Annotated in this window: 23 protein-coding genes; 10 read left to right on the top strand and 13 right to left on the bottom strand. The window is 40.1% G+C overall.

The genetic code is table 11. From position 1 onward, the window contains the following. Positions 1 to 24: 24 nt before the first annotated feature. Both H5117_RS05985 and arfA read left to right on the top strand, forming a co-directional pair. Positions 25 to 2,565 (top strand): TonB-dependent siderophore receptor, encoded by a 2,541-nt coding sequence (locus tag H5117_RS05985; protein ID WP_024597458.1) that lies wholly within the window; start codon positions 25 to 27, stop codon positions 2,563 to 2,565. 204 nt (positions 2,566 to 2,769) lie between these two features. After that, complete coding sequence (arfA, locus tag H5117_RS05980; protein ID WP_182695274.1) at positions 2,770 to 2,970, top strand: ribosome alternative rescue factor ArfA; 201 nt, start codon at positions 2,770 to 2,772, stop codon at positions 2,968 to 2,970. A 453-nt stretch (positions 2,971 to 3,423) separates the two neighbouring features. Here arfA and H5117_RS05975 read toward each other — a convergent pair whose 3' ends face one another. Next, positions 3,424 to 4,380 (bottom strand): helix-turn-helix domain-containing protein, encoded by a 957-nt coding sequence (locus tag H5117_RS05975; protein ID WP_182693224.1) that lies wholly within the window; start codon positions 4,378 to 4,380, stop codon positions 3,424 to 3,426. Positions 4,381 to 4,600: 220 nt separating this feature from the next. On the opposite strand from H5117_RS05975, the gene H5117_RS05970 reads away from it, so the two are divergent. The 3 genes from H5117_RS05970 to eat are packed head-to-tail and all read left to right on the top strand — an operon-like array spanning position 4,601 to position 8,354. Next, positions 4,601 to 6,007 carry an ethanolamine ammonia-lyase subunit EutB gene (locus tag H5117_RS05970; RefSeq protein WP_182695276.1) on the top strand — a complete coding sequence of 469 codons (1,407 nt, stop codon included), beginning with the start codon at positions 4,601 to 4,603 and terminating at the stop codon, positions 6,005 to 6,007. Then, positions 6,004 to 6,891 carry an ethanolamine ammonia-lyase subunit EutC gene (gene eutC / locus H5117_RS05965; RefSeq protein WP_024594887.1) on the top strand — a complete coding sequence of 296 codons (888 nt, stop codon included), beginning with the start codon at positions 6,004 to 6,006 and terminating at the stop codon, positions 6,889 to 6,891. The genes H5117_RS05970 and eutC overlap by 4 nt, the downstream gene beginning before the upstream one ends. A 59-nt stretch (positions 6,892 to 6,950) precedes the next feature. Next, the gene (gene eat / locus H5117_RS05960) at positions 6,951 to 8,354 is read left to right on the top strand and encodes an ethanolamine permease (protein ID WP_182736600.1); all 1,404 of its coding nucleotides are present in this window, start codon (positions 6,951 to 6,953) and stop codon (positions 8,352 to 8,354) included. A 125-nt stretch (positions 8,355 to 8,479) separates the two neighbouring features. On the opposite strand, the gene arfB is transcribed toward eat, so the two are convergent. Further along, positions 8,480 to 8,893: an alternative ribosome rescue aminoacyl-tRNA hydrolase ArfB gene (gene arfB / locus H5117_RS05955; RefSeq protein WP_002959105.1), complete on the bottom strand. Its 414-nt coding sequence runs from the start codon at positions 8,891 to 8,893 to the stop codon at positions 8,480 to 8,482. Between the two features lie 191 nt (positions 8,894 to 9,084). Between arfB and H5117_RS05950 the strand changes: the two genes are divergently transcribed. Next, a complete protein-coding gene (locus tag H5117_RS05950) occupies positions 9,085 to 9,657 on the top strand; it encodes a short-chain dehydrogenase (RefSeq protein WP_182733095.1) in 573 nt (190 codons plus the stop codon). 102 nt (positions 9,658 to 9,759) lie between these two features. Here H5117_RS05950 and katG read toward each other — a convergent pair whose 3' ends face one another. Next, positions 9,760 to 11,940, bottom strand: coding sequence for a catalase/peroxidase HPI (katG, locus tag H5117_RS05945; protein WP_182736598.1), 2,181 nt, complete (start codon positions 11,938 to 11,940; stop codon positions 9,760 to 9,762). A gap of 1,169 nt (positions 11,941 to 13,109) precedes the next feature. Here katG and H5117_RS05940 point away from each other — a divergent pair. Further along, a complete protein-coding gene (locus H5117_RS05940) occupies positions 13,110 to 14,000 on the top strand; it encodes a TPR end-of-group domain-containing protein (protein ID WP_002959108.1) in 891 nt (296 codons plus the stop codon). Between the two features lie 884 nt (positions 14,001 to 14,884). On the opposite strand, the gene deoD is transcribed toward H5117_RS05940, so the two are convergent. Together deoD and H5117_RS05930 are read right to left on the bottom strand one after the other, a co-directional pair. Beyond that, positions 14,885 to 15,589 carry a purine-nucleoside phosphorylase gene (gene deoD / locus H5117_RS05935; RefSeq protein WP_002959109.1) on the bottom strand — a complete coding sequence of 235 codons (705 nt, stop codon included), beginning with the start codon at positions 15,587 to 15,589 and terminating at the stop codon, positions 14,885 to 14,887. After that, entirely contained in the window at positions 15,589 to 16,821 is a 1,233-nt protein-coding gene (locus H5117_RS05930; RefSeq protein ID WP_182736595.1) for a phosphopentomutase, read from the bottom strand. Before H5117_RS05930 ends, deoD begins: the two co-directional genes overlap by 1 nt. Positions 16,822 to 17,013: 192 nt before the next feature. Between H5117_RS05930 and udk the strand changes: the two genes are divergently transcribed. The 3 genes from udk (at position 17,014) to H5117_RS05915 (ending at position 19,895) form a co-directional block, all read left to right on the top strand. Next, a complete protein-coding gene (udk, locus tag H5117_RS05925) occupies positions 17,014 to 17,646 on the top strand; it encodes a uridine kinase (RefSeq protein ID WP_024596281.1) in 633 nt (210 codons plus the stop codon). A gap of 17 nt (positions 17,647 to 17,663) precedes the next feature. Further along, positions 17,664 to 18,890 carry a NupC/NupG family nucleoside CNT transporter gene (locus H5117_RS05920; RefSeq protein ID WP_039488805.1) on the top strand — a complete coding sequence of 409 codons (1,227 nt, stop codon included), beginning with the start codon at positions 17,664 to 17,666 and terminating at the stop codon, positions 18,888 to 18,890. A 294-nt stretch (positions 18,891 to 19,184) separates the two neighbouring features. Continuing rightward, a complete protein-coding gene (locus tag H5117_RS05915; protein ID WP_024605581.1) occupies positions 19,185 to 19,895 on the top strand; it encodes an ABC transporter substrate-binding protein in 711 nt (236 codons plus the stop codon). 2 nt (positions 19,896 to 19,897) lie between these two features. Here H5117_RS05915 and H5117_RS05910 read toward each other — a convergent pair whose 3' ends face one another. The 8 genes from H5117_RS05910 to H5117_RS05875 form a co-directional block, all read right to left on the bottom strand. Continuing rightward, positions 19,898 to 20,611, bottom strand: coding sequence for an ABC transporter substrate-binding protein (locus H5117_RS05910; protein WP_241764502.1), 714 nt, complete (start codon positions 20,609 to 20,611; stop codon positions 19,898 to 19,900). Between the two features lie 151 nt (positions 20,612 to 20,762). After that, entirely contained in the window at positions 20,763 to 20,972 is a 210-nt protein-coding gene (locus H5117_RS05905) for a cold-shock protein (protein ID WP_002959120.1), read from the bottom strand. 240 nt (positions 20,973 to 21,212) lie between these two features. Further along, positions 21,213 to 21,929, bottom strand: coding sequence for a hypothetical protein (locus H5117_RS05900; RefSeq protein WP_182692991.1), 717 nt, complete (start codon positions 21,927 to 21,929; stop codon positions 21,213 to 21,215). Further along, entirely contained in the window at positions 21,926 to 22,666 is a 741-nt protein-coding gene (locus H5117_RS05895; protein ID WP_182736593.1) for an iron transporter, read from the bottom strand. The genes H5117_RS05900 and H5117_RS05895 overlap by 4 nt, the downstream gene beginning before the upstream one ends. Further along, complete coding sequence (locus H5117_RS05890) at positions 22,653 to 23,006, bottom strand: cupredoxin domain-containing protein (RefSeq protein WP_138490154.1); 354 nt, start codon at positions 23,004 to 23,006, stop codon at positions 22,653 to 22,655. The genes H5117_RS05895 and H5117_RS05890 overlap by 14 nt, the downstream gene beginning before the upstream one ends. Next, a complete protein-coding gene (locus H5117_RS05885) occupies positions 22,999 to 24,312 on the bottom strand; it encodes an ATP-binding protein (protein ID WP_182736591.1) in 1,314 nt (437 codons plus the stop codon). The genes H5117_RS05890 and H5117_RS05885 overlap by 8 nt, the downstream gene beginning before the upstream one ends. Positions 24,313 to 24,338: 26 nt before the next feature. Next, a complete protein-coding gene (locus H5117_RS05880; RefSeq protein ID WP_002959133.1) occupies positions 24,339 to 24,998 on the bottom strand; it encodes a response regulator transcription factor in 660 nt (219 codons plus the stop codon). 7 nt (positions 24,999 to 25,005) lie between these two features. After that, positions 25,006 to 25,653: a hypothetical protein gene (locus H5117_RS05875; protein ID WP_002959134.1), complete on the bottom strand. Its 648-nt coding sequence runs from the start codon at positions 25,651 to 25,653 to the stop codon at positions 25,006 to 25,008. Positions 25,654 to 25,673 lie beyond the last annotated feature (20 nt).

Here is a 25,673-nt window from a genome sequence, read left to right as displayed (position 1 = left end):
AATACAAAAAACAGGGTCGTCACTATGTCAACATACCGTTTAAACACACTTGCTGTAGCCGTTGCTTTCGCGTTTAGCGCACCAAGCATTGTTAACGCTGAAGAAGCACCAGTGCAAGCTGCTAAAAACATAGAGCAAATATCTGTATTAGGATCGCGTGTATCTAACCGTACCTCTACAGAGTCTTCTTCTCCTATTGATTTAATTGACGCGGATGATTTAACTAAAGGTGGTTTTACCGAATTAGGCCAAAGCCTTCAAGCGACAGCGCCTTCATTTAACTTTTCGCGTACACAAGTTTCAGACGGTTCTGATTTATTTAGACCTGCAACACTTCGTGGCTTACAACCAGATCAAACCCTTGTATTAGTAAATGGTAAACGTCGTCATAACCAATCAATTTTTGGCCTTAACGGTACAGTAGGCGCAGGCGCTGCGGGTACTGATATGAATGCCATTCCGCTAACAGCACTTAAAGGCGTTGAAGTATTACGCGACGGCGCTGCAGCGCAGTATGGCTCTGATGCTATTGCAGGTGTTATTAACTTATCTCTTAATAACTCAACCGGTATTACAACGGGTTTTGTACAATACGGCGGCACAAGTGAAGGTGACGGCGACACTATTTCAGCAGGTTTAAACCGTGGTTTTGAATTAGGTAACGAAGGCGGCTTTATTAACCTATCGCTTGAGTACCGTGATGCCGACGGCACTAACCGTGCCGAGCGCGATACGGGGGGTTCGCTTAATGTTGAGCCAGGTACGCTAAGTGAAGATGTACGCTGGGGCCAAGGTAACTCAGAAAGTGAATTTACGTCGCTATTTTACAACATGGCATTACCAATGGGCGACGGCGAGCTTTACTCGTTTGGTGGCTACTCTGAGCGCACGGCGCTGGGTAATGGTTTTTACCGTAACTTTAACGAAGCGTCTAAAAACGTAACCCAAGTATATAGTGATGGTTTTTTACCGCGCATATATAACGAAGCACAAGATATTTCAGTAGCACTTGGGTTTAAAGGCGATATAAACACAGATTGGACTTACGATGTATCGGCTGTTTATGGTGAAAACCAATACGATTTTACATCACGCAATACATTAAATGCTTCTTACGCGGCTGAGTATTTATTTAATAACCCAGATGCAAGCGATGCCGACATTGCAGCAAACTCAGGGCCTACTGGCGGTTACTCAGGTGGTTTTAGATTCGATCAAACAACGGTTAACCTTGATGTAAACGGTATTGTAGATATTGGCCGTAGTGAGCCTTTATATGTAACAGTAGGCGCCGAATACCGTAAAGAAAACTACGAAATAGTGCCTGGCGATGAAGCATCATACGCGTGTGGGTTAGCAAATATGGATACTTCGTACCCATCAGTAAACGATCCAGATCAATTTGCACAGTGTGGTTTTCAAGCTTATAACGGCCTACGCCCTGAAGCGGCTAACGACAGCGACCGTAACAGCTACGCAGTTTATGTAGACGTAGAAACTATGATCACCGACGCATGGAACGTCAGTGGTGCGCTACGTTATGAAGATTTCTCAGATGCTGGGGATGATTTAATTGGTAAATTAGCAACACGCTATGAATTTTCAGATGACTTTGCAGTACGTGGTGCACTGTCTACTGGTTTTAGAGCGCCATCACTTCAACAAAGTGGTTATACAGCTTTTACAACTAACTTAGGCTCAGACGGCACATTAACGCAGTCGTTCACGGCAAACACAGGGACCGCTTTCCCAAGTGCGCTAGGCGTAGATAGCTTAGAGCTTGAAACATCAACAAACTACAGTGCAGGTTTTGTTTACGATGTAACAAGCGAGCTTTCGTTAACGGTTGATTTTTACCGCGTAGAAATTGAAGACCGTATTACACTTGGCAGCTTGCTTTCGGCTGACGATGTATCGTTTAGCTCAGAAGCGGTTGCAGCGCTACAAGCAACTGGTGCAGTGCAAGCTAACTACTTCTCAAACTCGGTTGATTCTACTACACAAGGTGTTGATATTATTGCATCGTACCGCACTGAAGTTGAAGGCGGTAATTTAGGAGTAACCTTTGCAGGTAACCTAAACGATACTAAAATTGACAGCGTAAATGCAGAAGACGGTATTCCTGAAGCGGTTGCTTTTGATGATTTACAACGCAGCTTTTTTACCGACGGACAACCAAGTGAGCGTGCAACACTTACGTTTGACTACGAACGCGATGCCTACACATCAACCATTCGCTTTAACTACTTTGGTGAAACAGACGTAAAATACTTTGGTAACGACCATATTTCATTACCAGGTGAGCTTTCGCCTACGGGGTCATTTAAACCAACAAGTACGGTTGAGTCTGCTGTGTTAGTTGATTTAAATGTTAGTTACCAAATTAATGACATGTTTGCGCTTTCGGTAGGTGCCGATAACGTATTTGACGAAACACCAGATGAATTAGGTGATGACGAAGTACTTAATTTTATCACCAACGGCGCATTTAAATACCCAGTACGCGCATTGCCATACGGCTTTGACGGCAGAACGTACTACGCAAAAGTAAGCTTTAGTTTTTAATTTATCAAGCAAACTAAAGTAATATTAAGCGCAGTTATTAACTGCGCTTTTTTATGCTTTTTTATTATTAAAAAACTACCAAATGGATGTTAAAAATACTTGCGCGGTTGAAAATTAAGCCTACAATCGCCATCTCTTAAATAGGCCAATATAAAAGCCTCTTTATTATTTAACTTAAAATAACCATTAGTTGATAGGAAATATATGACTAAAAAATCTAAAACAAAAACCGCAAACACCAGCGCGGTAGACACAGGGCGAGGCGTTATAAACCACAATGCACTAGCGGCAATGGTCACCTCTAAATTATTTAAACCACAAGTGGTTAAAGCTAAAAAAGGCAAAGGCTCGTTTAAACGTAGCAACAAACATTCAGGACAAGAGTCCTATTTAATCGCGGCTTAATTAGCACCGATCAAATAGGGCTTTTGAATATAATAAGCGAGGTTTTATACCTCGCTTTTACTTTTAGTTCTTTATTATTTTAACTTCCAAGCTACCCTCTAAAAGCGCAGCGCCTCTAAACCTCTTTGTGAATAACAGCCCTTAAAATATGAATGCACAAAGAGAAGAAAAAGAGGAGTAAATGAGCAGACAAAGTCCATTTTTTTAAGTTATATGATATTTCACCACCGAGGCGCTGTGCGCTACACAAAGAAAACACGAGTAATGGTTAGTCACTACTCCTTGTTTTCTCCTTCACTTCTCGGTGGTGATTTAATTACTTGTTTACTAATGCATCCGACTAAATGTAAAAGCGGTGCTTTTAAACGCCAGCAAGCTGCGCGTCCACAGGTGTTTAACTCAAGTTAAAGTATGGTCTGTAGAAGAAACGTGCTCACGTTAGAAGTGTAGTTTTTAACCTTTAAAACTATTATTTTTAACTGTTTGTGATGGGTTTTCACCAAATAGTTGCGTGTAATCTTTAGCAAATTGTCCCGCGTGCCAAAATCCCCAATTGGCTGCTATTACTGAAATGGGCTTATCTTGGTTTGGTTTTTTTAGCTCTCGCCTTACGTTATTTAAGCGTGTTAAACGTAAAAACCGCAAAGGGTTAATTCCTAAAATACTCTCAAAGCTATACTGAAGTGTGCGCCTACTTACAAAGGAAAGCTCGCACAGCTCGGTTATGGTTATTGGGTTTTGTGGATTTGTGGCCACGTAATCTTTTACTTTATCTACTACGGCTTTGCGGTGTTTATAACTTGGCGCAATATTTTGCTGCGTATTGTCTGCTTGTAATAAGTGTAGTGCCAACATGTTTAGCATATCTTGTTGTGATTCGGTTCTAAGTCCAAAGCCCTTGCCTACAACCATGCTATTAATTATTTGTCTTGCCGTTTGCAAAGATGAGTTGCTCACCGATAAACGAGCTGATTGTGCAGATGCCAGGTTTTTCAATGTTACGCCTTGAAGCTGCGCCATATATTCAATTGAGTTCCAATCGATTACCAAACCATAAATATTAAATTGCTCAGGGGTTATCAACTCAAAGTCGTTATCACTGGTACGGCACATAAATTGATTACTTGCCACACTTAAACCATTAATTTTACTTTGCTGTGACTGACAAGGAATGCCGAGCCAAACCGAATTAGGGGCTATGTTACATTGCTGACGAAGCGCTCGCTCAGTGTATTCTTTAAACACATGAATATTGGCGTAATCCGTTTCTTCAATACAACCATAAAAGCTGCCGTCGCTCATTTGATCGTATTTTTGCTGCCATTGAGTAAGGCTATGCGCTTGCTCGTCTATATCGTGTGTTTGCACCTTGCTCTTTAGTGGTGCGTTAAAGCTACTTTGCTGCGCCATATCGGGGATGCTCTTTTTCGTTACACTTTCATTATGCTTAAGTTAACACCGCTTTTCGTGTGTAACCAATTGAATTGGTTTAATAAATAATCTTTTGCCAAAATTCGATAGTTACTTGGTACAAAATAAGCTGTCTTGTAACTATTCAATATTGATTTATAGCTAAAGATGCAGCAAAACCTATACCAAGGTTGATCATATTAGTTATGTGGAGTAAATCATGGGGCAAGCGTACAGTTACACTTTAGGTACACATACTTATAAATTCAAGAACTTAGCCCAGTTAATGGCTAAAGCTACACCGCAGCGTTCGGGTGATCGCTTAGCGGGCGTAATTGCACAATCAGCACAAGAACGTGCTGTGGCACAAATGACATTGGCGGATATACCTCTTAAAACATTTTTAAATGAGGTACTTATTCCCTACGAAGATGACGAAATTACACGCTTAATTATTGACGAGCACGATGCAAATGCCTTTATGGCTATTGCACATTTAACCGTAGGCGATTTTCGTAATTGGCTTTTAAGTGACTTTGCAACACCTGCTGTACTTGCAAGTATAAGGCAAGGTATTACGCCGGAAATGGCTGCTGCTGTTAGCAAAATAATGCGCAATCAAGATCTCATATTAATTGCTAAAAAGTGCCATGTTACGAGTGCTTTTAGAAATACTATTGGCCTCCCCGGGCATTTATCTACACGTTTACAACCAAATCACCCAACTGACGATATTAATGGTATTGCTGCATGCATGCTTGATGGTTTGCTATACGGTAATGGCGATGCAGTAATAGGTATAAACCCAGCAACCGATAACGTTGCCCAAGCCATTAAATTAATGACGTTAATGGATGATGTTATTCAAAAGTACGCCATACCGACCCAAAGTTGCGTGCTCACCCATGTTACTAACACCATTGAATGTATAGAAGCTGGCGCACCAGTTGATTTAGTATTTCAGTCGATTGGTGGCACAGAGGCGACTAATTCAAGTTTTGGTTTTAATTTAAATACCTTAGCTGAAGCGCAAGATGCAGCTTTGAGTTTAAAGCGCGGCACTGTTGGCAATAATGTGATGTATTTTGAAACTGGGCAAGGCAGTTCGCTTTCTGCAAATGCGCATCATGAGCTTGATCAGCAAACGTGTGAAGCTCGCGCTTATGCCGTTGCTCGTAAGTTTAACCCGTTACTGGTAAATACCGTGGTGGGGTTTATTGGCCCTGAATATTTGTTTGATGGTAAAGAAATTACCCGAGCAGGACTTGAGGATCACTTTTGCGCTAAGTTACTAGGCATACCGATGGGGTGCGACGTGTGTTACACCAATCATGCAGAGGCTGATCAAAACGATATGGATAACTTGCTTACGCTATTAGGTGTTGCTGGTTGCTCGTTTGTAATGGGAATACCTGGCTCTGACGATATAATGCTTAATTACCAAACTACGTCGTTTCATGATGCATTATATGTTCGCCGTGTACTTGGCTCTAGACCTGCCCCTGAGTTTGAAGCATGGCTAAGCAAAATGAAAATAATGCAAAGCACTTCCGATATTACACTTTCAGATACCTTGCCTCCCGCTTTTGCTAAACCTCTGGGTGCAATTACTGGAGGTGGCTCATGAAATCACGTTTAAAACAGAGCACTCCTTTAGATGACTCAGTAAACAAGCATAAAAATAACGGTAATGTAGTGCACAATCCTTGGAGTGATTTACGCCGTTTTACCGACGCCCGTATTGGGCTTGGGCGTGCGGGTATAAGTTTGCCAACCTCAGAAATGCTGGCTTTTCAGCTATCTCATGCACAAGCGCGCGATGCAGTGAGTTTTCCGCTTGATATTAACGAAATGACTGAGCAACTAGGCAGTATTAGCGTATTAAAAGATGTTGCCCCTCCCCTGCATTTACACAGCCAAGCTGTTGACAGGGTTACTTACCTTCAGCGACCCGATTTAGGCCGCAAGCTTGATGAAAATGGTAGGCAAATACTTCTCAGCTATATGAATAAACAAAAGCACACTACACAGGCTAAATACGATTTAGCGATTGTAGTGGTTGATGGACTCTCCTCGTTAGCGGTACAAAAAAATGCATGCCCATTTATAACAGAGCTATTAGCGCACCTTACAACAGACAAGCAATTTAAAATTGCCCCCATTACTTTGGTTGAACAAGGTCGAGTAGCAATTGGCGACGATATAGGTGAGTTGCTAAATGCGCAGGTGGTTATGGTGTTAATAGGAGAGCGCCCAGGACTTAGTTCGCCAGATAGCCTTGGCTTGTATTTAACATGGGAGCCTAAAACAGGACTTAACGATGCATGTCGTAATTGCATATCGAATATTCGCCCAGCAGGCCTACCTTATACAGAAGCGGCTAGGCGTGCGCTGTACTTATTACGTGAAGCTAAAAAACTAAAACTAACTGGGGTTAATTTAAAAGACCGTACACAAGACGATGTAATTGAGCATCAGGTTTCAACCACTAACTTTTTAATTGCTGAGTAATTCTAATTAAAAATACGTGAAATAAAACAATAAAAACTAAACATCAACGGAGAAGGGTTATGTCTACTAATAATACAGAGTACCTTGCTAAAAGACAGTTAAAACGAGGTACTGCGGGGTGGTTATTACTCGCAGGTTTGGGTGTATCGTATGTAATATCGGGTGACTTTGCAGGTTGGAACTTTGGTATTGCCGAAGCGGGTTGGGGTGGCTTTGCCATTGCTGCAGTGTTAATGGCAGTTATGTATTTAGCGCTGGTATTGTCGCTTGCTGAAATGTCAGCTGCAATACCTGCAGCAGGCGGTGGTTATAGTTTTGCGCGCCAAGCTATGGGGCCTGCGGGAGGCTATTTAACCGGGCTTGCGGTATTAATTGAATACGCCTTAGCACCCGCTGCTATTGTTATTTTTATAGGCTCTGCAGTTGAAGCCCTTACCGGATTTAATGGACCATGGGTATATGCATTATTTTACTTACTATTTGTGGGAATTCATTTAGCAGGCGTAGGAGAAGCACTTAAAGTAATGATGGTAATAAGTGGTTTAGCAGTATTAGCTATTATTGCAACGGCTTTTGTTTTAATTACAAATTTTGATGCATCACGCTTATTTGACGTCCCCGTAACCGATGCAGTGGGAGCCAGTGAGTTTTTACCTTTAGGTTGGTACGGGGTTTGGGCTGCATTACCGTTTGCCATGTGGTTATTTTTAGCGGTGGAAGGTGTACCGCTTGCTGCAGAAGAGGCAAAAGATCCCGCTAAAGATGTGCCAAAAGGCATTATTGGTGCAATGATCTTTTTGTTATTTACTGCTTTTTTAGTTGTTGTTTTAGTGCCTGGCGCTGGCGGTGCTGCTGCAATGGGCGCAAGTGCTGTACCTTTGGTTGATGCATTAAATGCATCGGGTAGTGAGGGCTTAGCAACTGTAGTAAATATATTAGGGCTTGCGGGTTTAGTTGCTTCGTTTTTCTCTATTATTTATGGTTATAGTCGCTTAGTGTTTGCTTTATCTAGAGCCGGATATTTATCGCGTTCGTTGTCGATTACAACTAATCGCAAAGTGCCAGCACGTGCGTTGATTGTACCTGCCGTATTTGGTTTTTTAGTATCACTTAGTGGTGAGGGTGATTTAATACTTGCAATGGCTGTAGTAGGTGCAACTGTATCGTATGCATTAATGGCGCTGAGCCATATTTTGCTACGCGTTAAACAACCTGATTTACCTCGCCCGTATAAAACCCCTGGTGGTGTAGTAACTTCAAGTATTGCTTTAGTACTTTCGCTTATAGCATTAACCGGTGTGTATGCGTTCGACCCTCGTGCATTTTTATACACTATGATGCTGTTTATTGTGGGCGCCGTATATTACTTTGGCTACAGCTCAAAACACTTAGTTGCTAAAAGCGCTGATGAAGAGTTTGCAATGTTGGCAGATGCAGAATCTGATTTAGAAATGGCTAAGTAAATATTAATAGTTATTATAAGTGAGGCTAGCCCTCACTTATATTTTTATACAAGCAATACGGTGTAAAAATAGTGCCTGCATGTAAACATCAAGCCCCTAATCTACTTTATTAATACCATTTAAAGCTAAAACTTTATGCTGCCGCGTAGCGCTTTGTTTTGCCCATGCTTGGTTTTTTTGTCCATGCGCTTTCGCTGTGAATTACGGCTGGGCTTGGTGGCTCGACGCGCTTTATTAACTACCGTAGCACTAAGGATTAAATCCTTTAAACGCTTAAGGGCATCTTCTCTGTTTAGCTCTTGGGTACGGTGGCTTTGCGCTTTAATGATTAAGACGCCGTCTTTGGTAATTCTTGTATCATTTAATGCAAGTAAGCGTTCTTTGTAGAAGTCAGGTAATTTAGAGCGGTTAATGTCAAAACGTAAATGAATTGCACTTGCTACTTTATTAACATTTTGACCACCGGCACCTTGCGAACGAATAGCTGTGAGCTCTAGTTCCCATTCATCGATAGTGACAGTATTTGAAATTGTTAACATTGTGTTCAGCTCTATTTGTCAAAAATACATTATATCATCAGTACATTAGCTTGTGGTGAATCAACTAAATTCTTAGAACTTAAATAAATTCTCATAAATTGTACTATAAATCAGCCAATATTTTATTTTGTGTTGGCAAGTGTTGCTTATTAGTTTCTAATTGGCACTACTTTAATACTAGGAAATGCTCAATGAAAAAAATACTTGTATCACTTAGCTTATTAGCGATGAGTTTCTCAAGCCTTGCAGAGGATATTAACGAAGGTCAACTTCAAAGCTATATGAAAGCACTTCCAGCTGTGACTAGCTGGGCAAGCAGCCAAGAGTCGTTAAAAAACTTAGATTTAGCAAGTATGCTAGGTGGTTCTGCAGATCAAAGTGTTGGCGAACAAAGCTCTTTAGCTAACAGTGCATTAAGCATGATTAAAGAACAAGACCTATACAAAAGCTTTGCGAGTGTTACAAACCGTTACGGTTTTACGCCAGAGCAGCTAGTAACTGTAGGTTCTGAAGTATCAATGGCTTATATCGAAAATCTTAAGTCGGGCCTTTCTGCTGATAATCAAGAAACTGCTAATAAAGTAATGGGCGGTTTTCAAAGTATGAAAAGTGCTAAAGATAAAGGCGCTAGCTCATTAATGGGTTCGTTTGGTAAATCGTCAAGCGCAGCTGAGGAGTCTACAGAATCTTTAGTAAGCGAAAACAACCTTGAACTTGTGAGCGAATATATGCCACAACTACAAAAGCTTTTTGCACTTTTATAAGTTTTATTGCTTTAAAAAAGCGGGCTTATCTAGCCGTGAAATTAAAACGCATAAAAAACGGGGGAGTATTCAATACTCCCCCGTTTTTATTTAGCGTACAGATTATTTAAGATCGAACCTGTCTGCGTTCATTACTTTTACCCATGCATTTACAAAGTCATGTACAAAACGTTCTTTATTATCGTCTTGTGCATAAAACTCACTTAGGGCACGTAAAATAGAGTTTGAACCAAATACTAAATCTACGCGTGTGGCAGTCCATTTAATGGTGCCTGTTTTGCGCTCAACAATATTATATATACCTGGCTCTAGTGGCTTCCAGTTGTTAGCCATGTCGGTTAGGTTTACAAAAAAGTCGGTAGATAGCGTGCCTACATTATCAGTAAATACACCATGTTTAGTGCCTGCGTAGTTTGTGCCTAGTACACGCATGCCGCCCATAAGTGCAGTCATTTCTGGTGCTGTTAAGCCCATTAATTGGCTGCGCTCTAACAATAGCTCTTCTGAGGATACGCTAAAGTCATTTTTAAGGTAGTTTCTAAATCCATCATGAACAGGCTCAAGCGGATCGAACGATTCTGCATCAGTCATTTCGTCTGTTGCGTCCCCTCGTCCTGGTGCAAATGGTACTGTTACATTAACACCGGCTTGTTTTGCCGCTTGTTCAACAGCCGCTGTACCACCTAAAACGATTAAATCGGCCATGCTTACTGGTTTAGATAAACCCGCTTGTACTTTTTCAAGGGCACTAAGCACACTTGCTAAGCGCTCTGGCTCATTACCTTGCCAATCTTTTTGTGGTGCTAGGCGAATACGTGCGCCATTTGCGCCACCGCGTTTATCAGAACCACGATACGTACGCGCACTATCCCACGCTGTATTTATTAAATCACTCGCGCTTACACCGCAATCAAGTAGTTGTGCTTTTAAGCTTGTGATTTCATCGTCTGATAATGTGTAATCAACTGCAGGAATAGGATCTTGCCAAATTAGGTCTTCACTTGGTACATCTTTACCTAAGTAACATGCTTTAGGACCTAAATCGCGGTGAGTTAGCTTAAACCATGCGCGTGCAAATACATCAGAGAAGTATTCAAAGTCGTTATAAAAACGCTCAATAATTTTACGGTACGCAGGGTCCACTTTCATGGCCATATCGGCATCGGTCATCATTGGGTTTAAACGAATTGATGGTTCTTCTACGTCTACTGGTTTGTCTTCTTCTTTAATATTTACAGGTTCCCACTGATGAGCGCCAGCTGGGCTTTTAGTAAGTTCCCATTCGTAATTTAAAAGTAAGTGGCAGTATCCGTTATCCCATGTAGTTGGGTGTGTGGTCCATGCACCTTCAAGGCCAGAAGTTACAGTATGACGACCAAAGCCGCCTTCTTTGGTGCTGTTCCAACCTAAACCTTGCTCGTGTACGTCTGCTGCTTCTGGCTCTGGACCTAAGTGCTCTGCTTTACCATTACCGTGAGTTTTACCTACTGTATGGCCGCCCACTGTTAGCGCTGCGGTTTCTTCATCGTCCATCGCCATGCGAGCAAATGTTTCACGTACGTGATCTGCCGTTTTTTGTGGATCGGGTATACCATTAACACCTTCAGGGTTAACGTAAATTAGGCCCATTTGTACTGCGGCTAATGGGTTTTCCATGGTGTCTGGTTTTTCTACATTGTCGTAGCGTTCATCACTTGGTGCTAACCATTCTTTTTCTGCACCCCAGTAAATATCTTTTTCTGGATGCCAAATGTCTTCACGGCCGCCCGCAAAACCATAAATTTTAAGACCCATTGATTCGTATGCCATATTACCAGCAAGAATAAATAAATCGGCCCATGAGAGTTTGTTACCATATTTTTTCTTAAGTGGCCATAAAAGTCTGCGTGCTTTATCTAAGCTTGCGTTATCTGGCCATGAATTTAAAGGCGAGAAACGTTGATTACCGGTACTTGCGCCACCACGACCATCAGATAAACGGTACGTACCCGCTGAGTGCCATGCCATACGAATCATTAAACCACCGTAATGGCCCCAATCGGCAGGCCACCAATCTTGGCTGTCGGTCATAAAGGTTTTTAAGTCGGCTTTTACTTCGTCTAAATCTAGAGATTTAAATTCTTCTGCGTAGTTAAAATTAGTGCCGTATGGATTTGATTTAGTATCGTGTTGATGAAGAATGTCTAAGTTGAGTGTGTTTGGCCACCAATCGGTGTTTACTTTAGAAACAACTGAATTACTACCGTGCATAACAGGGCATTTACCCGCTGTTGGCTTGCTCATTGTGAAATCCTTAAAATAGAAAAGTAAAATACTTAATCAATCAGTATTATTGCTTATGTGTTTATAACTTTTTAAAAAGTAACGGTTATTTTTATTTAATAGGCTTACTTTTTACTCAGCGTGCCTACCTAAGTGCTTACGTATCCTTAATATAGGCGTATAAATTATGCTACGCCAGCCTCAACATACTATTTAAAACGATTGCTCCAATTTATATTTTTGATTGCCCTTACGTTAATGATGTATTTAACAATAGGCTTAAAGTGGCGTTTAAAATAATAGTAAAAAAGTCAGATGGCGCGCATATAAAGCATTACGCAAAATAAAAATTTAAAAATCGGTGAATTAACCTTAATCTTTTTACTAGACCTGTGATCGAATTGAAAAATTTCGGCGTAATGGTATGTGAAGGGTTTGAAAGTGGCTTTAGTTTACTAAAGCGCACATTGGAATACCCCCCTTCACCATGAAATTGTAGTTAGATAGTTATAATGATAAAGGTGCATTACTTAAGCCCAATGCACCTTTACTTTATAAACCGAATACTTTGAGTATTCTTATATTTTTAACTAGTTGAATTTAATTAAGTATTTGTTCATAAATATTCAGTTAGTATGAACTTGTTCTCCTGTGAATCCCTACGACATATTGTTGTTTTAAGCAGTTTTTGCCAGCTCACCTTGAGCTGGTTTTTTTTTGCCTATTTTTACTCAAATTACCTGAGCATGGGTAATATGCTCACGCTTTACCCTATTATTGCTAGGGCGTGTTGACCTTTGTGGATTGAAATTTGTTCAATCTAGGGACGATTTAATCGCGGCGCGAGGTTTGTAACCTAGTGGGCTAAGTAAAAACCGAGCAACAAAGAGTAAATCGTCCCTAGAAAGAACCCTAAGGGCAGCGCATGTTTGGCATTTATGCTTCGTTATCGCCTATTTATGGGGAATAACCACACTACATAGGCTCTGCCTTGCCTAAAAACCAAATATACAGCTGCAAAATTAATCACGAAAGGTCAACACGCCCTAGGCTCTAGGCTAAATAAATTTTACAACTATTGCTCCTATCTAAATTAGGTCAATTTTAATCCACAAAGAACAACACGCCCTAGTGCCATTAAGCCCTGCATGTTAAAGTTATTACAGTAATTAATTTAATTAGGCGTACCAATGCGTTATTACCTATCTGTACTTTTTGTTTGTTTAACTTTGTTTTCGGGCATAGTGAACTCTGCTGAAAAGCAACCAGCTTCACCTACAGCACAACAAGAGCAACAAGCTCTTCAACAACTCAAAGAGCCTATGTATAAGCCGCTAATGGAACGTTACATATTAGATGAGCTAAAAGCAGTTAGGCAAGATCAGCAAAAGCTTCGTGAAGATGTAACTAAGCAGGTTACTCATGCGCAGCTTGATACTGCCGATCGCGCATTAACGTACACTACAGATACCATTAATAATGTGTTTTTTATAATTACCGCTACGGCGTCGATTTTAGTTTTAGTGGGTTGGAACTCGTTGCGCGATGTTAAAAACAAAGTAGAAGATATTGTAAATACGCGTGTGAGTGTAATTACAGACGAGTATGAAGACCGATTAAAAATTCTTGAAGAAAAACTACGCGTTCGCTCAGAAGAAATACTCAGCAACCAAGAGCGTATATCGGTGACTAACGAAGTTCATTCGTTGTGGATGCGCGCAAACCTAGAAAGTGATTTTGCGAACAAAATTGAAATTTTTGATGAAATACTCAATCGCAAACCTGAAGATGTTGAAGCCATTGCTTATAAAGCCGATGCACTACTAGAAATTAATGAAACAGCACAAGCCATTGAGCTGTGTAATCAAGCTATTGATATAGATAGTGACTATGGTTATGCCTATTGGCAACGAGCCTGTGCTTATGCACTAACACATAAGCATGCTGATGCCTTAGCCGATATTAAAATGGCACTTGAATACTCTCCAAACTTACGTAATGAATTATTACATGAGAGCGCATTTGCAAGCCTGCATGACAACGACAGCTTTAATACGATAGTGGCTGGTGAAGTTGTTTAAGCACTCAGAATTTGGCCTGTATGATTAGGCGCAACACCATAAAAAAGGGCCTTGGCCCTTTTTTGTTTTTAAAGGTAAAGTTTGTTGTGTAATTAGAAGCTTAACTGCGCTCTACAAACTCAGCTCTAGCGTAGAGCTAAGATCAAAAGTGATTAATTCACAAAGAGGTTTAGAGACGCTGCGCTTTTAGAGAAGAGCTTAGAAGTTAAAATAATAAAAACAATCAGAAACTGTGCTTCTAACATGAGCAACAAGTCATACTCTAAACTTGGTATAAACACAGCTATTCGCGCAGGTTACAAGCTTTTAAAGCAACGCTTGTACTTTTATAATGCCGAGTCAGCATTGGTTTTGCTCTTCTCATTTGCTCCTCCTTTTCTTCTCTGCGTGCATATTGTTTTTTAGGGCTGTTATACACAAATAGGTTTAGAGATGCTGCGCTTTTAGAGTAGTTAGCTTAAGTGCTTCTCGCGCGAGCAAGCTCTGCGCCTACGTGGAAAACTTACACTCAGCAGTTTAATTTACCTGTAGACGCGCTGCTTGCAGGCGTTTAAAAACGCAGTTTTTAGATGGTTGAATTAATACCAACCCGAAATAATACTTAATCATTTTTAGGGGCTAAACGTGTCGCTACCTGCGTAAAAAAATTCTCATTTAGAACAACTAAATAGCGAATTTTTTGCCTAGCTATCAACACGTTTTTCCATCCTCAAAATAGATCACTTAATTAAGCGAATTGGTATAAGTAATTAGAAGCTGCTATCAGTTTTCTTCAGGCATAAAAAAAGCCGCATAAAATGCGGCTTTGGAGGTTAGTCTCACTTCACTTTGGGCGTGTCTCCAAAACTTAGTGAATACGTTACCAAGGAACTGTTATTTATTATTTAAGCTATTGACTCTAATGCAATTTTAACCATTTCGTTAAACGTGCTTTGACGCTCATCAGCAGGTGTTGCTTCACCGGTGATTACGTGGTCACTTACTGTAAATAATGCCATTGCGTTTGCGCCGTATTCAGCTGCAACGCCATATAAACCGGCTGTTTCCATATCTACTGCTAGCATGCCTAACTTGTCTAAGTCTTTATAGAACGAGTCGTCTGCTTGGTAGAAAGTGTCGGTTGTAAATACGTTACCTACTTTTGCTTTAATTCCTAGCTCTTTAGCGGCGTTTACACCGTTTAAAAGTAAGTCAAAGTTAGCAATAGCAGCAAAATCGTAGCCACGAACACGTGCACGGTTTACGTTTGAATCTGTGCTTGCACCTTGTGCAAAAATTACGTCACGGATTTTGATATCTGTGCCAATACCACCACACGTACCAATACGTATAATATTTTTAACGCCAAAGCTTACAATTAGCTCACGTGCATAAATAGACATTGATGGAATGCCCATGCCTGAACCCATGATGCTTACTGGCTTACCTTTGTAAGTACCAGTGAAACCGTACATGTTACGAACACCTGTAACTTGTACTGCATCATCTAAGAAGTTTTCAGCAATATATTGCGCACGTAGCGGATCGCCTGGCATTAATACTGTTTCGGCGAAATCACCAACGTTTGCACTGATATGCGGAGTACTCATTAATTGTTTTCCTTTTTATTTGGCGTTGTTAGCTCATTTAAAAAGCTGTCGCCGTAATCAAGCGCAGATAAGTTAAACCACTGTGCCAGTGTTTGACCGATATCTGCAAAGCTGTTGCGTTCACCTAGAGGTGTGTTACTCATACCTGGTTTATATGCAATAACCGGTACGTATTCGCGAGTGTGCTCAGAACCTGGAAAGGTTGGGTCACAACCGTGATCTGCAGTGATCATTAATATGTCATCTGCGTTTAACTGCTTTAGTATAGTTGGTAAATAGTCATCAAATTCTTTTAATGCTTTTGCATAACCTACTGGGTTACGGCGATGACCAAATTTTTCATCAAAATCAACTAGGTTAGTAAAGATTAAGCTATGATCTGGTGCGCTTTTCATTACTTCGCTGGTTTTTTCTAGCAAGTTCATAAGCCCAGGTGCTTTATGCTTTTGGGTTATGCCCTGATGCGCGTAAATATCTGAAATTTTACCAATACTAATTACTTCGCCGCCGTCTTTTGCTAACACATCTAGCAATGTTGGTGCTGGCGGAAGCACTGAATAGTCGCGACGATTACCTGTGCGGGCAAAGTCTTGGCTATTTGGACCCAAAAATGGCCGCGCAATCACTCGTCCTATATTCATTTCATCAAGTAGCGCCCGTGCGATTTCGCAAACTTGATAAAGCTTCTCTAGGCCGAATGACTCTTCATGCGCGGCTATTTGAAACACGCTATCAGCTGAGGTGTAACAGATTGGTTTACCTGTTTTTACGTGCTCTTCACCTAGCTGTTCTAAAATGGTTGTTCCCGATGCATGGCAGTTGCCTAAAATGCCAGGAATACCAGTACGAGCTATAAACTCGTCTATAAATTCTTGTGGGAAACTTGGCTGTGTTTTTGGGAAATATCCCCAATCAAATAACACAGGTACTCCTGCCATTTCCCAATGACCTGATGGCGTGTCTTTTCCGCTAGATAATTCTTTAGCGTAACCCCATGCCCCTTGAGAAGCTTGGCGGTCTGAAATTAAACACGGTTCTCCACCGGCAGCTTCACATGCATCCACTAACCCAAGTTTTGATAGGTTAGGAAGCGATAATGCAGCGCCTGTTTCGTCGTAATATGCTTTTAGTAAGTGAGCGAATGTATTAGCCCCAAGATCGCCGAATTTATCTGCATCTGGTGCTGCACCGATTCCTAGGCTATCTGCCATTAAGATAATTGCTCTTGCCATTTTGACCTCACTTTGATTCTAGGTGGTTACTTTATCCGCTGATCGATTTTTCCGTACAGGACAAAAGTCCTGTTTCATAAAACCTAAACATTATAAATTTGCATTCTTAAGCGAAGCAAAAGAGATTAATCGTGTCTTTTTTGCTATTGTGATCTACCAACAATATATCCTTCTGTGTGGGTGAGAACTTTAGTGACACGAACTACTATTATAGCTATTGCAGGCGCGTCTGCGTCGGGCAAATCTCTTTTTAGCCAAACTATATACAATGAATTGGTTAATGAGCTTGAACCAGGCGCTATCGCCATTATTGAAGAAGATGCTTACTACAAGGATCAGTCGCATTTACCGATGGCGCATCGTACGCAAACGAATTACGACCATCCTGATGCATTTGAACATGCGTTAATGCTTGAGCATTTAACACAGCTTCGTAGTGGAAATTCAGTTGAAGTACCAACGTATGATTATGCACAGCATACACGTAGCGAGAAAACTCGCCGAGTGCCTGCTGCTAAAATACTCATTGTTGAAGGTATTTTATTATTGAGTGACAAAGCGCTTAATAAAGAATTTGATATTAAGGTGTTTATAGATACGCCTTTAGATATTTGCTTAATGCGTCGTATGCAACGTGATATGGAGCAACGAGGCAGAACATTACAATCTGTTGTTGAGCAGTATCAAGCAACTGTTAGACCGATGTTTTATCAATTTATTGAGCCTTCTAAGCATAACGCAGATTTAGTTGTGACTCGAGGCGGTATGAACCGCGTTGCGATTGATATAATAAAAAGTAAGATAAAATATTTACTACAAGAATAACAACGGGAAACATTTGTATGACAACATTTATGAGCTTAGTGGGCATGTGTGTGCTACTAAGCATTGCCTTTGCGGCATCAACTAATCGCAAGGCAATTAATTTAAGAACCGTTGGTATAGCATTTGCGATGCAAGTTGTTATTGGCGGTTTTGTCCTGTTTTTTGAAGCAGGAAAAAATGTGTTAACGAGCATGTCAGCAGCCGTATCGTCGGTTATTGGTTATGCAAACGACGGTATTGGGTTTTTGTTTGGCCCACTTGCCTCACAAGACACATTAGGTTTTATTTTTGCGATTCAAGTTTTGCCCGTTATCGTGTTTTTCTCAGCACTTGTTGCTGTGTTGTATCACCTTGGCATTATGGATTGGATAATTAGGATTTTAGGCGGCGGTTTACAAAAATTATTGAAAACCTCTCGCACAGAATCGCTTTCAGCGACAGCAAATATTTTTGTTGGCCAAACTGAAGCACCGCTAATAGTTAAGCCATTTATAGCAACAATGACTAAATCGGAATTGTTTGCAGTGATGGTAGGTGGCTTAGCCACTGTGGCAGGCTCTGTAATGGCCGGTTACGTTATTATTGGCGTAGATCTTAAGTATTTAATAGCAGCGAGCTTTATGGCTGCTCCAGGTGGTTTTTTAATGGCCAAGATGATTGTGCCAGAAACTGAAACGCCTAAAGATAACTTAGCTGATTTAGATTTAGATGACGAAGATAAGCCTGTAAATGTAATTGATGCAGCTGCATCAGGTGCAGCAAACGGTATGCATTTAGCACTTAATGTAGGTGCAATGTTACTTGCTTTTGTAGCGCTAATTGCACTACTAAACGGTTTATTAGGTGGTATTGGTGGGTGGTTTGATTACCCAACATTAACGCTTCAAGAAATATTAGGTTATGTATTTGCTCCTGTTGCATGGTTACTAGGTGTGCCATGGGATGAAGCAATTATAGCCGGCAGCTTTATTGGTCAAAAGATAGTAGTGAACGAGTTTGTTGCTTACTTAGACTTTATAAATTATCGCGATACGTTAAGCGCGCACACACAAGCAATTGTTACTTTTGCTCTATGTGGCTTTGCTAACTTATCATCGATAGCCATTTTACTAGGTGGGTTAGGCGGTATGGCGCCTAGTCGGCGGAAGGATATCGCACGCTTAGGGCTCAGAGCAGTGTTAGCAGGATCTATGGCTAACCTTATGAGCGCAGCAATTGCTGGGTTTTTCCTCTCGCTAGCTTAGAAACTTATTGAGATGAACACCGGTGTTGCAAAACAAGAGGATAGCGCTTTAAGGGGTTAAAGCTCTATCTGACTTGAACGATACTTCACCAAGGGCCGCAAGGCCCTTTTATCGTTTTAGGCCTTCCACATTTATACACTCCCCCACCTTCAAGCTATTTAACCTTATTTATGGTTATATATAACTCAAATAAACCAATATCTTAGTAACAAATTCACATAAATATTTTTTGTGTTTTTCGTATTTTCAGCCACACTTATATTACTTAAGCTAACCGACTAACGATCCGCTATTGTGAAATATATTCTTTATTCTCTTTTTTTAATTTGCTCTGTGTATGTTCAAGCAAAAGAACCCATCCTTGTTGTTACAGAGTTAGCACCGCCAAACCAGGTGTTGATTGATGGTGAGGTAGCAGGTGAAGGTACTCAATTTATTAGAGATATATTTGCTGAGGCTGATCTAACACCTAACATTCAAATGTACCCTTGGGCACGTGCTTATAAAATTGCAGATGAGCTTAAAAATACCTTTATATACAGCCTTGCACGCACTGTAGAGCGAGAAGACAAATTTTATTGGATAGGACCTGTCGAACGTTTTGAACTAGGCTTTATTGGCCTATCAGAGCGAGATGATCTTATTATAAACACTACTGAACAAGCTAAAGTGTACAAAATTGCTATGCAGCGCAATGATTTTTCAACACAAACCCTCGCAAAACTGGGGTTTGAAGTTGTTTTAACCTCTGATATTCAAAAGTCATACTCTTTACTACTCGCTAAAAAAGTAGATTTAATTGTAGACGATCCTTTATATATGCAGCAGATGAGTGATTATCTAAAGCTCAAACCAGCACACTTAAAGTTTATTTATAAAATAGATGAGCTAACAATTGATGCTTATTTAGCTGCGAATAAAAAAACAGATATGCATTTAATAGAATCACTGCAAGCTGCATTTTTAAAAATAAAGCAAAAGAAAGGGCTGCCTTACAGGTACTAACATTAGCGCTTATAACGTTTTTTATAAGCCGAAAAGTTATCCTTCTTTTTAAGCTTTTCAAACTCCCTATTAAAACGCTCTACAATGTAATTGGGTACTGATTTATTAAACGCGATGTAGTTACCTGCTATCTCAGGTAATGGTAATTCCTGCAGCCTAACGACATCGTCTTCACTATACCCAAAAGGCGAAAGTTGATAACCAATGGTGTATTCAGAGCCTAAAATCAAATCTATTTTACTATTTAAAAACAAGTGCATATATTGCTTTTCATCACCTATGGACAAAAGGTTTTTACCTGCTTCAAACCCTACTTTTTTAATTATGGATTCGTAAATATCCCCTCTTACGATAGCAAGTGAAAACTGCTTTGCTTCATTTAAGCTATTCATTTTTAACTGAGTATTTTTTTTAAGTTTATAAAAAAATGTTTCACTGGATGCCAAAGGCCCTACCCAATTAAAAATAGGCGTTCTTTGAGATGTTTTAGCGATAGAGATAATACCTGAATGCTTTTCTTTTTGGACTAGGCTGTAAGCACGTTTCCAAGGAAGTATTTTAAATTCACAGGTAATGTCTGACGCAATGCATACATCTTTTACAATATCGAGATTTATGCCAACAAGTTGACGCGCTTTGTTTTCAAAATTGTATGGCGAAAAGTGCTCAGTGTAGACCGTGAGCTTGAAATCTTCAGCCTGTGCGTAATGACTGATAAATATAAAAACAAGTATAAGGAAGGATTTAATGATAACGATACCTACTGATGAACTTACATTAATAATAGGTGCAACTTAGGTTGAGTCAAATTTCAGACACAAAAAAAGCGCCTTAAGCGCTTTTTTTCATTTTACTTAAAAAGTAAAATTATACAGCTGTGATGTTATCAGCTTGTGGACCTTTTTGACCTTGTGAAAGAGTAAACTCTACACGTTGGCCTTCAGCTAAAGTTTTGAAACCTTCGCTTTTGATTGCTGAGAAATGTGCGAAAACGTCTGGGCCATTTTCTTGCTCGATGAAACCAAAACCTTTAGACTCGTTGAACCACTTAACTGTACCTGATACGATGTTAGACATTGTAATATCCTGATATAAAATAAAAAATATGCTCATAAGAGCGGGTGTAGCAAAAAATGAGATGGTACTTTAAAAACTTCAGGACGGTACTACAAGTATTACTTATACAACATCGAAATGGAGATTTATAGCTTACATGCTTTCTTTCTAGCTGCAGCCCACTATATAGATTTTTTAAAATATGTCAAGTACCTATCTATAATCAGAGTGATAAACAACCAAAACCGCTTTCCTTGGTTATTAAAATTCAAATTCTAATGCGAGCCTAAAACTATGATTTTTTTCTGATTGGCTTATCTCAGTGATAAAACCCGCTTCCCATTTTAACTGCTTTTGTCCATCAAAACGCTGCAAACCTATAAATCCAGGCCCTATGCCAACAAAGTCTTCACCTACGTACACCTCAATAGATGGCTGAAAAGCAGAACGATAGCGATAGCGATATTGCGCTCTAAACTCGCTTTCCCATTCATTTTGTATATCCTGCCCCCACTCGTAAACCAAAAAAGCATTCATAGTTAAGCTTGTTTTGCCAAACTCTTTTTCGATCACAAAACCCGAAGTTGCTTCATACACATCTTCATTATGTTTTTTTTCAAGCTCAAATAATGCCCCCCAATCAGCCCATAATTTACCTTGCTCAATTAATTGCCAGCGTAGTTCAAGCTCATAAGCTTCTAAACCAAAGTCGCCGTTGTCATCTCGCTCACCAACTAAATAGCCTTCTAGTGCCATTGTATCGTTAATAGCACCGCCACCACCCAAACGCTGCGCTAGTATGTTGCCACTATCTGTTTGGTGCGACACTAACCGCCATTCAAACTCTCGCTCAAAAGGTAAAACATAGGGGTGATATACCTTATCAACAACAATTCCATCGGCCTTTGCTGGGATTGAAAGTACCAACAAACAAAAAACGGTAAAGCTAAGCGCTAAATATAGGTTGAGTGCTTTCATACACGTTCCTTAGATATTGAAGCCGAAATAACATAACAAAGTGATAAAAATATCACGCTACTAGTACTATATATAAGTACACTCATTAGATCAGGGGTAGCCTCGTAACCAACAAGAGCACGCAGTACGCGCCCGAGCTCAGAGTTTTCGCTTAATACATCGCGTAAATCCCACACGGTTGCGGTGTTGGTAATTAAGTCTATTTGGCTTGCCAAATCCAGTGCAACTAATAACTTAGCCGCGCTGTTAAAAGCAAGCAAAGTAAAAAGCGGATACATACCAAAGCGGTGCTTAATTGCATTCATTAAAAAGTACAGCAATACGCTAAAACTTAAACAAATTCCAACACCTAATAAAGTGCCAATAAATAAGCTTTGCCCTGCATCATTACTTTGCCAAAAACTGGTGAGGTAAATAATATAGTGGCTTAAATACAATGTTATTGTGCTTATAACAGCAATATAAAAAGCCGCTGATTTTTGTTTTATTGCAAATACTAATACGGCTATAAATATAGTAATACATAGCCCTATTTGTGAGTACTCTAGCCCTTGATGTTCAAACCACTGGCTCACCCATGATGCACTTTGCATGTACATAAACGACATGAGCGCGCCAATTATTAAAGCAGCTCCTATTTTTAAAGCGCTTTGTTTTTTAACCACTTGTAGTAGCACTAATAAAATAGCCACAGGTAGCAATTGATTAAGACTCATGACTAAACTAGTTATTAGCATGCTGCGCCTCCTCATCACCAACTATTACAACGCCCCTTGCTGTATTGGGCGAAAACTCACCAAAAAATTCGTAATACCCTTTACTAAGCGGCCCTATATAAATAATGCTTTTACGGTTTGGGTAGAGTACTTTCTCTCTGTTTAGATCAAAGCTATCAAACTCTTCTGGTGTGCTATCTTGGTTTTCTATCAATAGTTTTACTTTTTTATTCGCGGGAATGGTAATTTGCGAGGGATAAAACAAATGATCTTTTAAAATAATAAGGTACTCTTTACTCGCCGCATTGAACGACAAAAATAGCAAACAACAAAGGCACCGATTAAATAAACGTTTAGTCACTTTTCACTCCTGTAAAAGTAACCTTAACGGTTAGTCCGCCTAAAGGGCTATTCGCTAAATGAATAGTTGCGCCATAAATAGCAATTATGTGTTGAACAATCGCCATACCTAAACCGGCACCTTGCTCGCCTGATGGATGCTGATCGCCACCTACGCGATAAAAACGATTGAATATTCGCTCTTTTTGCTCTTCAGTCATACCCGCACCAGAATCATCAATTTGCCAACTAAAGCCGTTATTACTTGATACTAATTTAATTATAATTTGACCATTATTGGGTGTGTATTTTATGGCATTGCTAAGTAAATTAGCGATAAGCGTGGTTAATGTAAACTCATCACCATTAATTACAAAATCATCGCCTTCAAGACTAATGGTTTGGTTTTTTTCATCTATTTTGTCGTATTGCTCCGATACGACTTGCTGAGTAATCGTTAGCAATGATTGTTCGCTAAATTGCCTCTGCCATTGTTCAGGCTGAGTGCGTCCTAAAATTAGCATTTGCTCAACAATATTACTTAAGCGATTAATGCCTTGCGACATAGCTTGTAATTCTTGATGGTCTTGCAGATTACTTTGTTTATTAGCCAAATTATGTACATTAATTTTTAAACTACTAAGCGGGGTACGTAATTCGTGAGCTGCATCTGAGGCAAAAAAGCGCTCCCGTAAGTAGGCAGTTTCTACGCGTTTAAATAAGTCGTTTAAACGATTAATAACCGGTTTAATTTCCTCGTCGGTTACTTGCCAGTTAATTGGCGTAAAGTCGTTCGCTTGGCGAGACGCCAACTGCTTAGATAATCGGGTAAGAGGGACTAATGCGTATTTAACAAAAAAGCTAATAAAAATAGCAAGCAGAGGGACTGCCCAAAGCATAGGTAACATTGCAGATAAAATAACGGCTTCAGCTAATTCAAAACGCTTTGCCATAGGTTCAGCAACGATGACTTTACGGGTGTTTTTACTCATCACAAATACCCGCATACGCTGCCCTGCTACATTGGCCGTTTGAAAGCCCTCGCTAAAACTAATTTGGTTATTCGTTAAACTCGATGAGCCACTAAGTAAATTATTATTTTGCCAAATTTGATACAACAACTGAGCGCTATTGTTACTTACTTGTACTGCATCTGTGCTTAGTGCCAATGGTTGCTCAATTAAAACGCCAGCCACTATTTTAAGTTCATCATCAAGCAAACTTTCACCGTGGTGCATACTTTTTTTATAGCCTTTTACTAATGCTAAAAAGCAAGTTAGCACCATCATTGAAAGTAAAATTAAGGTCAGACGTTTACGAATTGACATTTTCAACCTCGAAAAACAAATACACTCTAACGCTTACCAACCACGTAGCCAATGCCACGTAAGGTTTTAATAAAATCACTAGGGAATTTTTTACGAAGATGATGAATATGCACCTCTATGGCATTAGAGCCGACTTCTTCACCCCATTGGTAAAGTTTGTTTTCGAGTTGTTGTTTTGACTGTACCCTTCCCTGATTTTCCATTAGCGCTTTTAAAAGCATGTATTCTTTTCGCGGTAGTGTAAGTGACTGCCCACTTAGTTTAACTGTATGAGCAGAAGTATCCATTACTACATCACCACAGCGTAATAAGCTTGATTGTGTTTGGTTAATACGCCGACTTGCTACACGTAAACGGGCAAATAGCTCAGCGGGGTCAAACGGCTTTGCAAGGTAATCATCTGCCCCCATATCGAGCCCTTGGACTTTGTCGTCAATACTGCCGCGAGCAGTTAAAATAACCACCGGTATTACTTTTTTTTGTGCTTTAATATACTTTAAAACTTGCGAACCGTCGCCATCAGGCAATCCTAAATCGAGAATAACAAGCTCAATCTCACCACTAGAAAGGCACTCTAAGGCGTGCTTTACTGTGCCACTGTGCTCTACGCTGTAGCCCTCTTGGCGCAAAGAGCGAATAAGCCCTTGCGCCACTAAATGATCGTCCTCAACGAGTAATAAATGCATTATGTGTTTATCTTTTTAATTTTTTATCTACTTTTGCCAATAGCTGACTTATTGCTTGTTGACGATATTTATCTGCTTTTGCCCGAGTATCACGAATCCCAGCAGCTTGTGCTACAAGTAGTCGTGCTTTAGCTTGTTTATAATCGCCTTCGTCATACAAGTATTCACCGTATAAGTAATTAGTATCAATGCCTTCGAGATTAAAAGCGAGCGCTTGTTTAAATAATTTTTCAGCTTTGTCGTCATCACCAAAACCAATTGGCCAGCCAGGTACTTTGCTATAAAGCGTTGCAAGGCTTGCGTAAGCTGAGCCATTTAATGCAGTGCCATCAATCGAGAGTGCATTTTCGAGTGACGCTTTTGCTTCTTTTGCTAAACCAAGTGCGCCCAAGCCCCCTTTTGCGCCAGCAAAACTAGCTAACACAATGCCATTCCAAATATGTGTTTGCGCTGAGCTTGGATAGTTTTTAACAAATAATGCGCTTTGCTCACTTAGTTGCGTAAACGCGTCTATTTGCGCATCGTCTTCAAGTTCGTAATTAGCAATTGCCCACTTTTGTTGAATATCGGTTAAGTCTTGCGCTTCATCTGCGTGTACTGCGGTTGCAAATACAGAGGTTAGTATTAAATAAAATGTGAGTGTAAATTTATACATAATTTTGCCCTTGTGTGTTT

It is taken from the genome of Pseudoalteromonas sp. SG45-1 (assembly GCF_014164135.1).
Classification (GTDB): Bacteria; Pseudomonadota; Gammaproteobacteria; order Enterobacterales; family Alteromonadaceae; genus Pseudoalteromonas; species Pseudoalteromonas distincta.
Note: the sequence above shows the minus strand (reverse complement) of the source record. Positions and strands in the feature narration are given on the sequence as shown.

Bases quoted from the DNA above. Each gene is read 5' to 3' on its own strand.
- H5117_RS05985 (WP_024597458.1), top strand. From the start codon at position 25: ATGTCAACATACCGTTTAAACACACTTGCTGTAGCCGTTGCTTTCGCG.
- arfA (WP_182695274.1), top strand. From the start codon at position 2,770: ATGACTAAAAAATCTAAAACAAAAACCGCAAACACCAGCGCGGTAGAC.
- H5117_RS05975 (WP_182693224.1), bottom strand. From the start codon at position 4,380: ATGGCGCAGCAAAGTAGCTTTAACGCACCACTAAAGAGCAAGGTGCAA.
- H5117_RS05970 (WP_182695276.1), top strand. From the start codon at position 4,601: ATGGGGCAAGCGTACAGTTACACTTTAGGTACACATACTTATAAATTC.
- eutC (WP_024594887.1), top strand. From the start codon at position 6,004: ATGAAATCACGTTTAAAACAGAGCACTCCTTTAGATGACTCAGTAAAC.
- eat (WP_182736600.1), top strand. From the start codon at position 6,951: ATGTCTACTAATAATACAGAGTACCTTGCTAAAAGACAGTTAAAACGA.
- arfB (WP_002959105.1), bottom strand. From the start codon at position 8,893: ATGTTAACAATTTCAAATACTGTCACTATCGATGAATGGGAACTAGAG.
- H5117_RS05950 (WP_182733095.1), top strand. From the start codon at position 9,085: ATGAAAAAAATACTTGTATCACTTAGCTTATTAGCGATGAGTTTCTCA.
- katG (WP_182736598.1), bottom strand. From the start codon at position 11,940: ATGAGCAAGCCAACAGCGGGTAAATGCCCTGTTATGCACGGTAGTAAT.
- H5117_RS05940 (WP_002959108.1), top strand. From the start codon at position 13,110: ATGCGTTATTACCTATCTGTACTTTTTGTTTGTTTAACTTTGTTTTCG.
- deoD (WP_002959109.1), bottom strand. From the start codon at position 15,589: ATGAGTACTCCGCATATCAGTGCAAACGTTGGTGATTTCGCCGAAACA.
- H5117_RS05930 (WP_182736595.1), bottom strand. From the start codon at position 16,821: ATGGCAAGAGCAATTATCTTAATGGCAGATAGCCTAGGAATCGGTGCA.
- H5117_RS05920 (WP_039488805.1), top strand. From the start codon at position 17,664: ATGACAACATTTATGAGCTTAGTGGGCATGTGTGTGCTACTAAGCATT.
- H5117_RS05905 (WP_002959120.1), bottom strand. From the start codon at position 20,972: ATGTCTAACATCGTATCAGGTACAGTTAAGTGGTTCAACGAGTCTAAA.
- H5117_RS05900 (WP_182692991.1), bottom strand. From the start codon at position 21,929: ATGAAAGCACTCAACCTATATTTAGCGCTTAGCTTTACCGTTTTTTGT.
- H5117_RS05895 (WP_182736593.1), bottom strand. From the start codon at position 22,666: ATGCTAATAACTAGTTTAGTCATGAGTCTTAATCAATTGCTACCTGTG.
- H5117_RS05885 (WP_182736591.1), bottom strand. From the start codon at position 24,312: ATGTCAATTCGTAAACGTCTGACCTTAATTTTACTTTCAATGATGGTG.
- H5117_RS05880 (WP_002959133.1), bottom strand. From the start codon at position 24,998: ATGCATTTATTACTCGTTGAGGACGATCATTTAGTGGCGCAAGGGCTT.
- H5117_RS05875 (WP_002959134.1), bottom strand. From the start codon at position 25,653: ATGTATAAATTTACACTCACATTTTATTTAATACTAACCTCTGTATTT.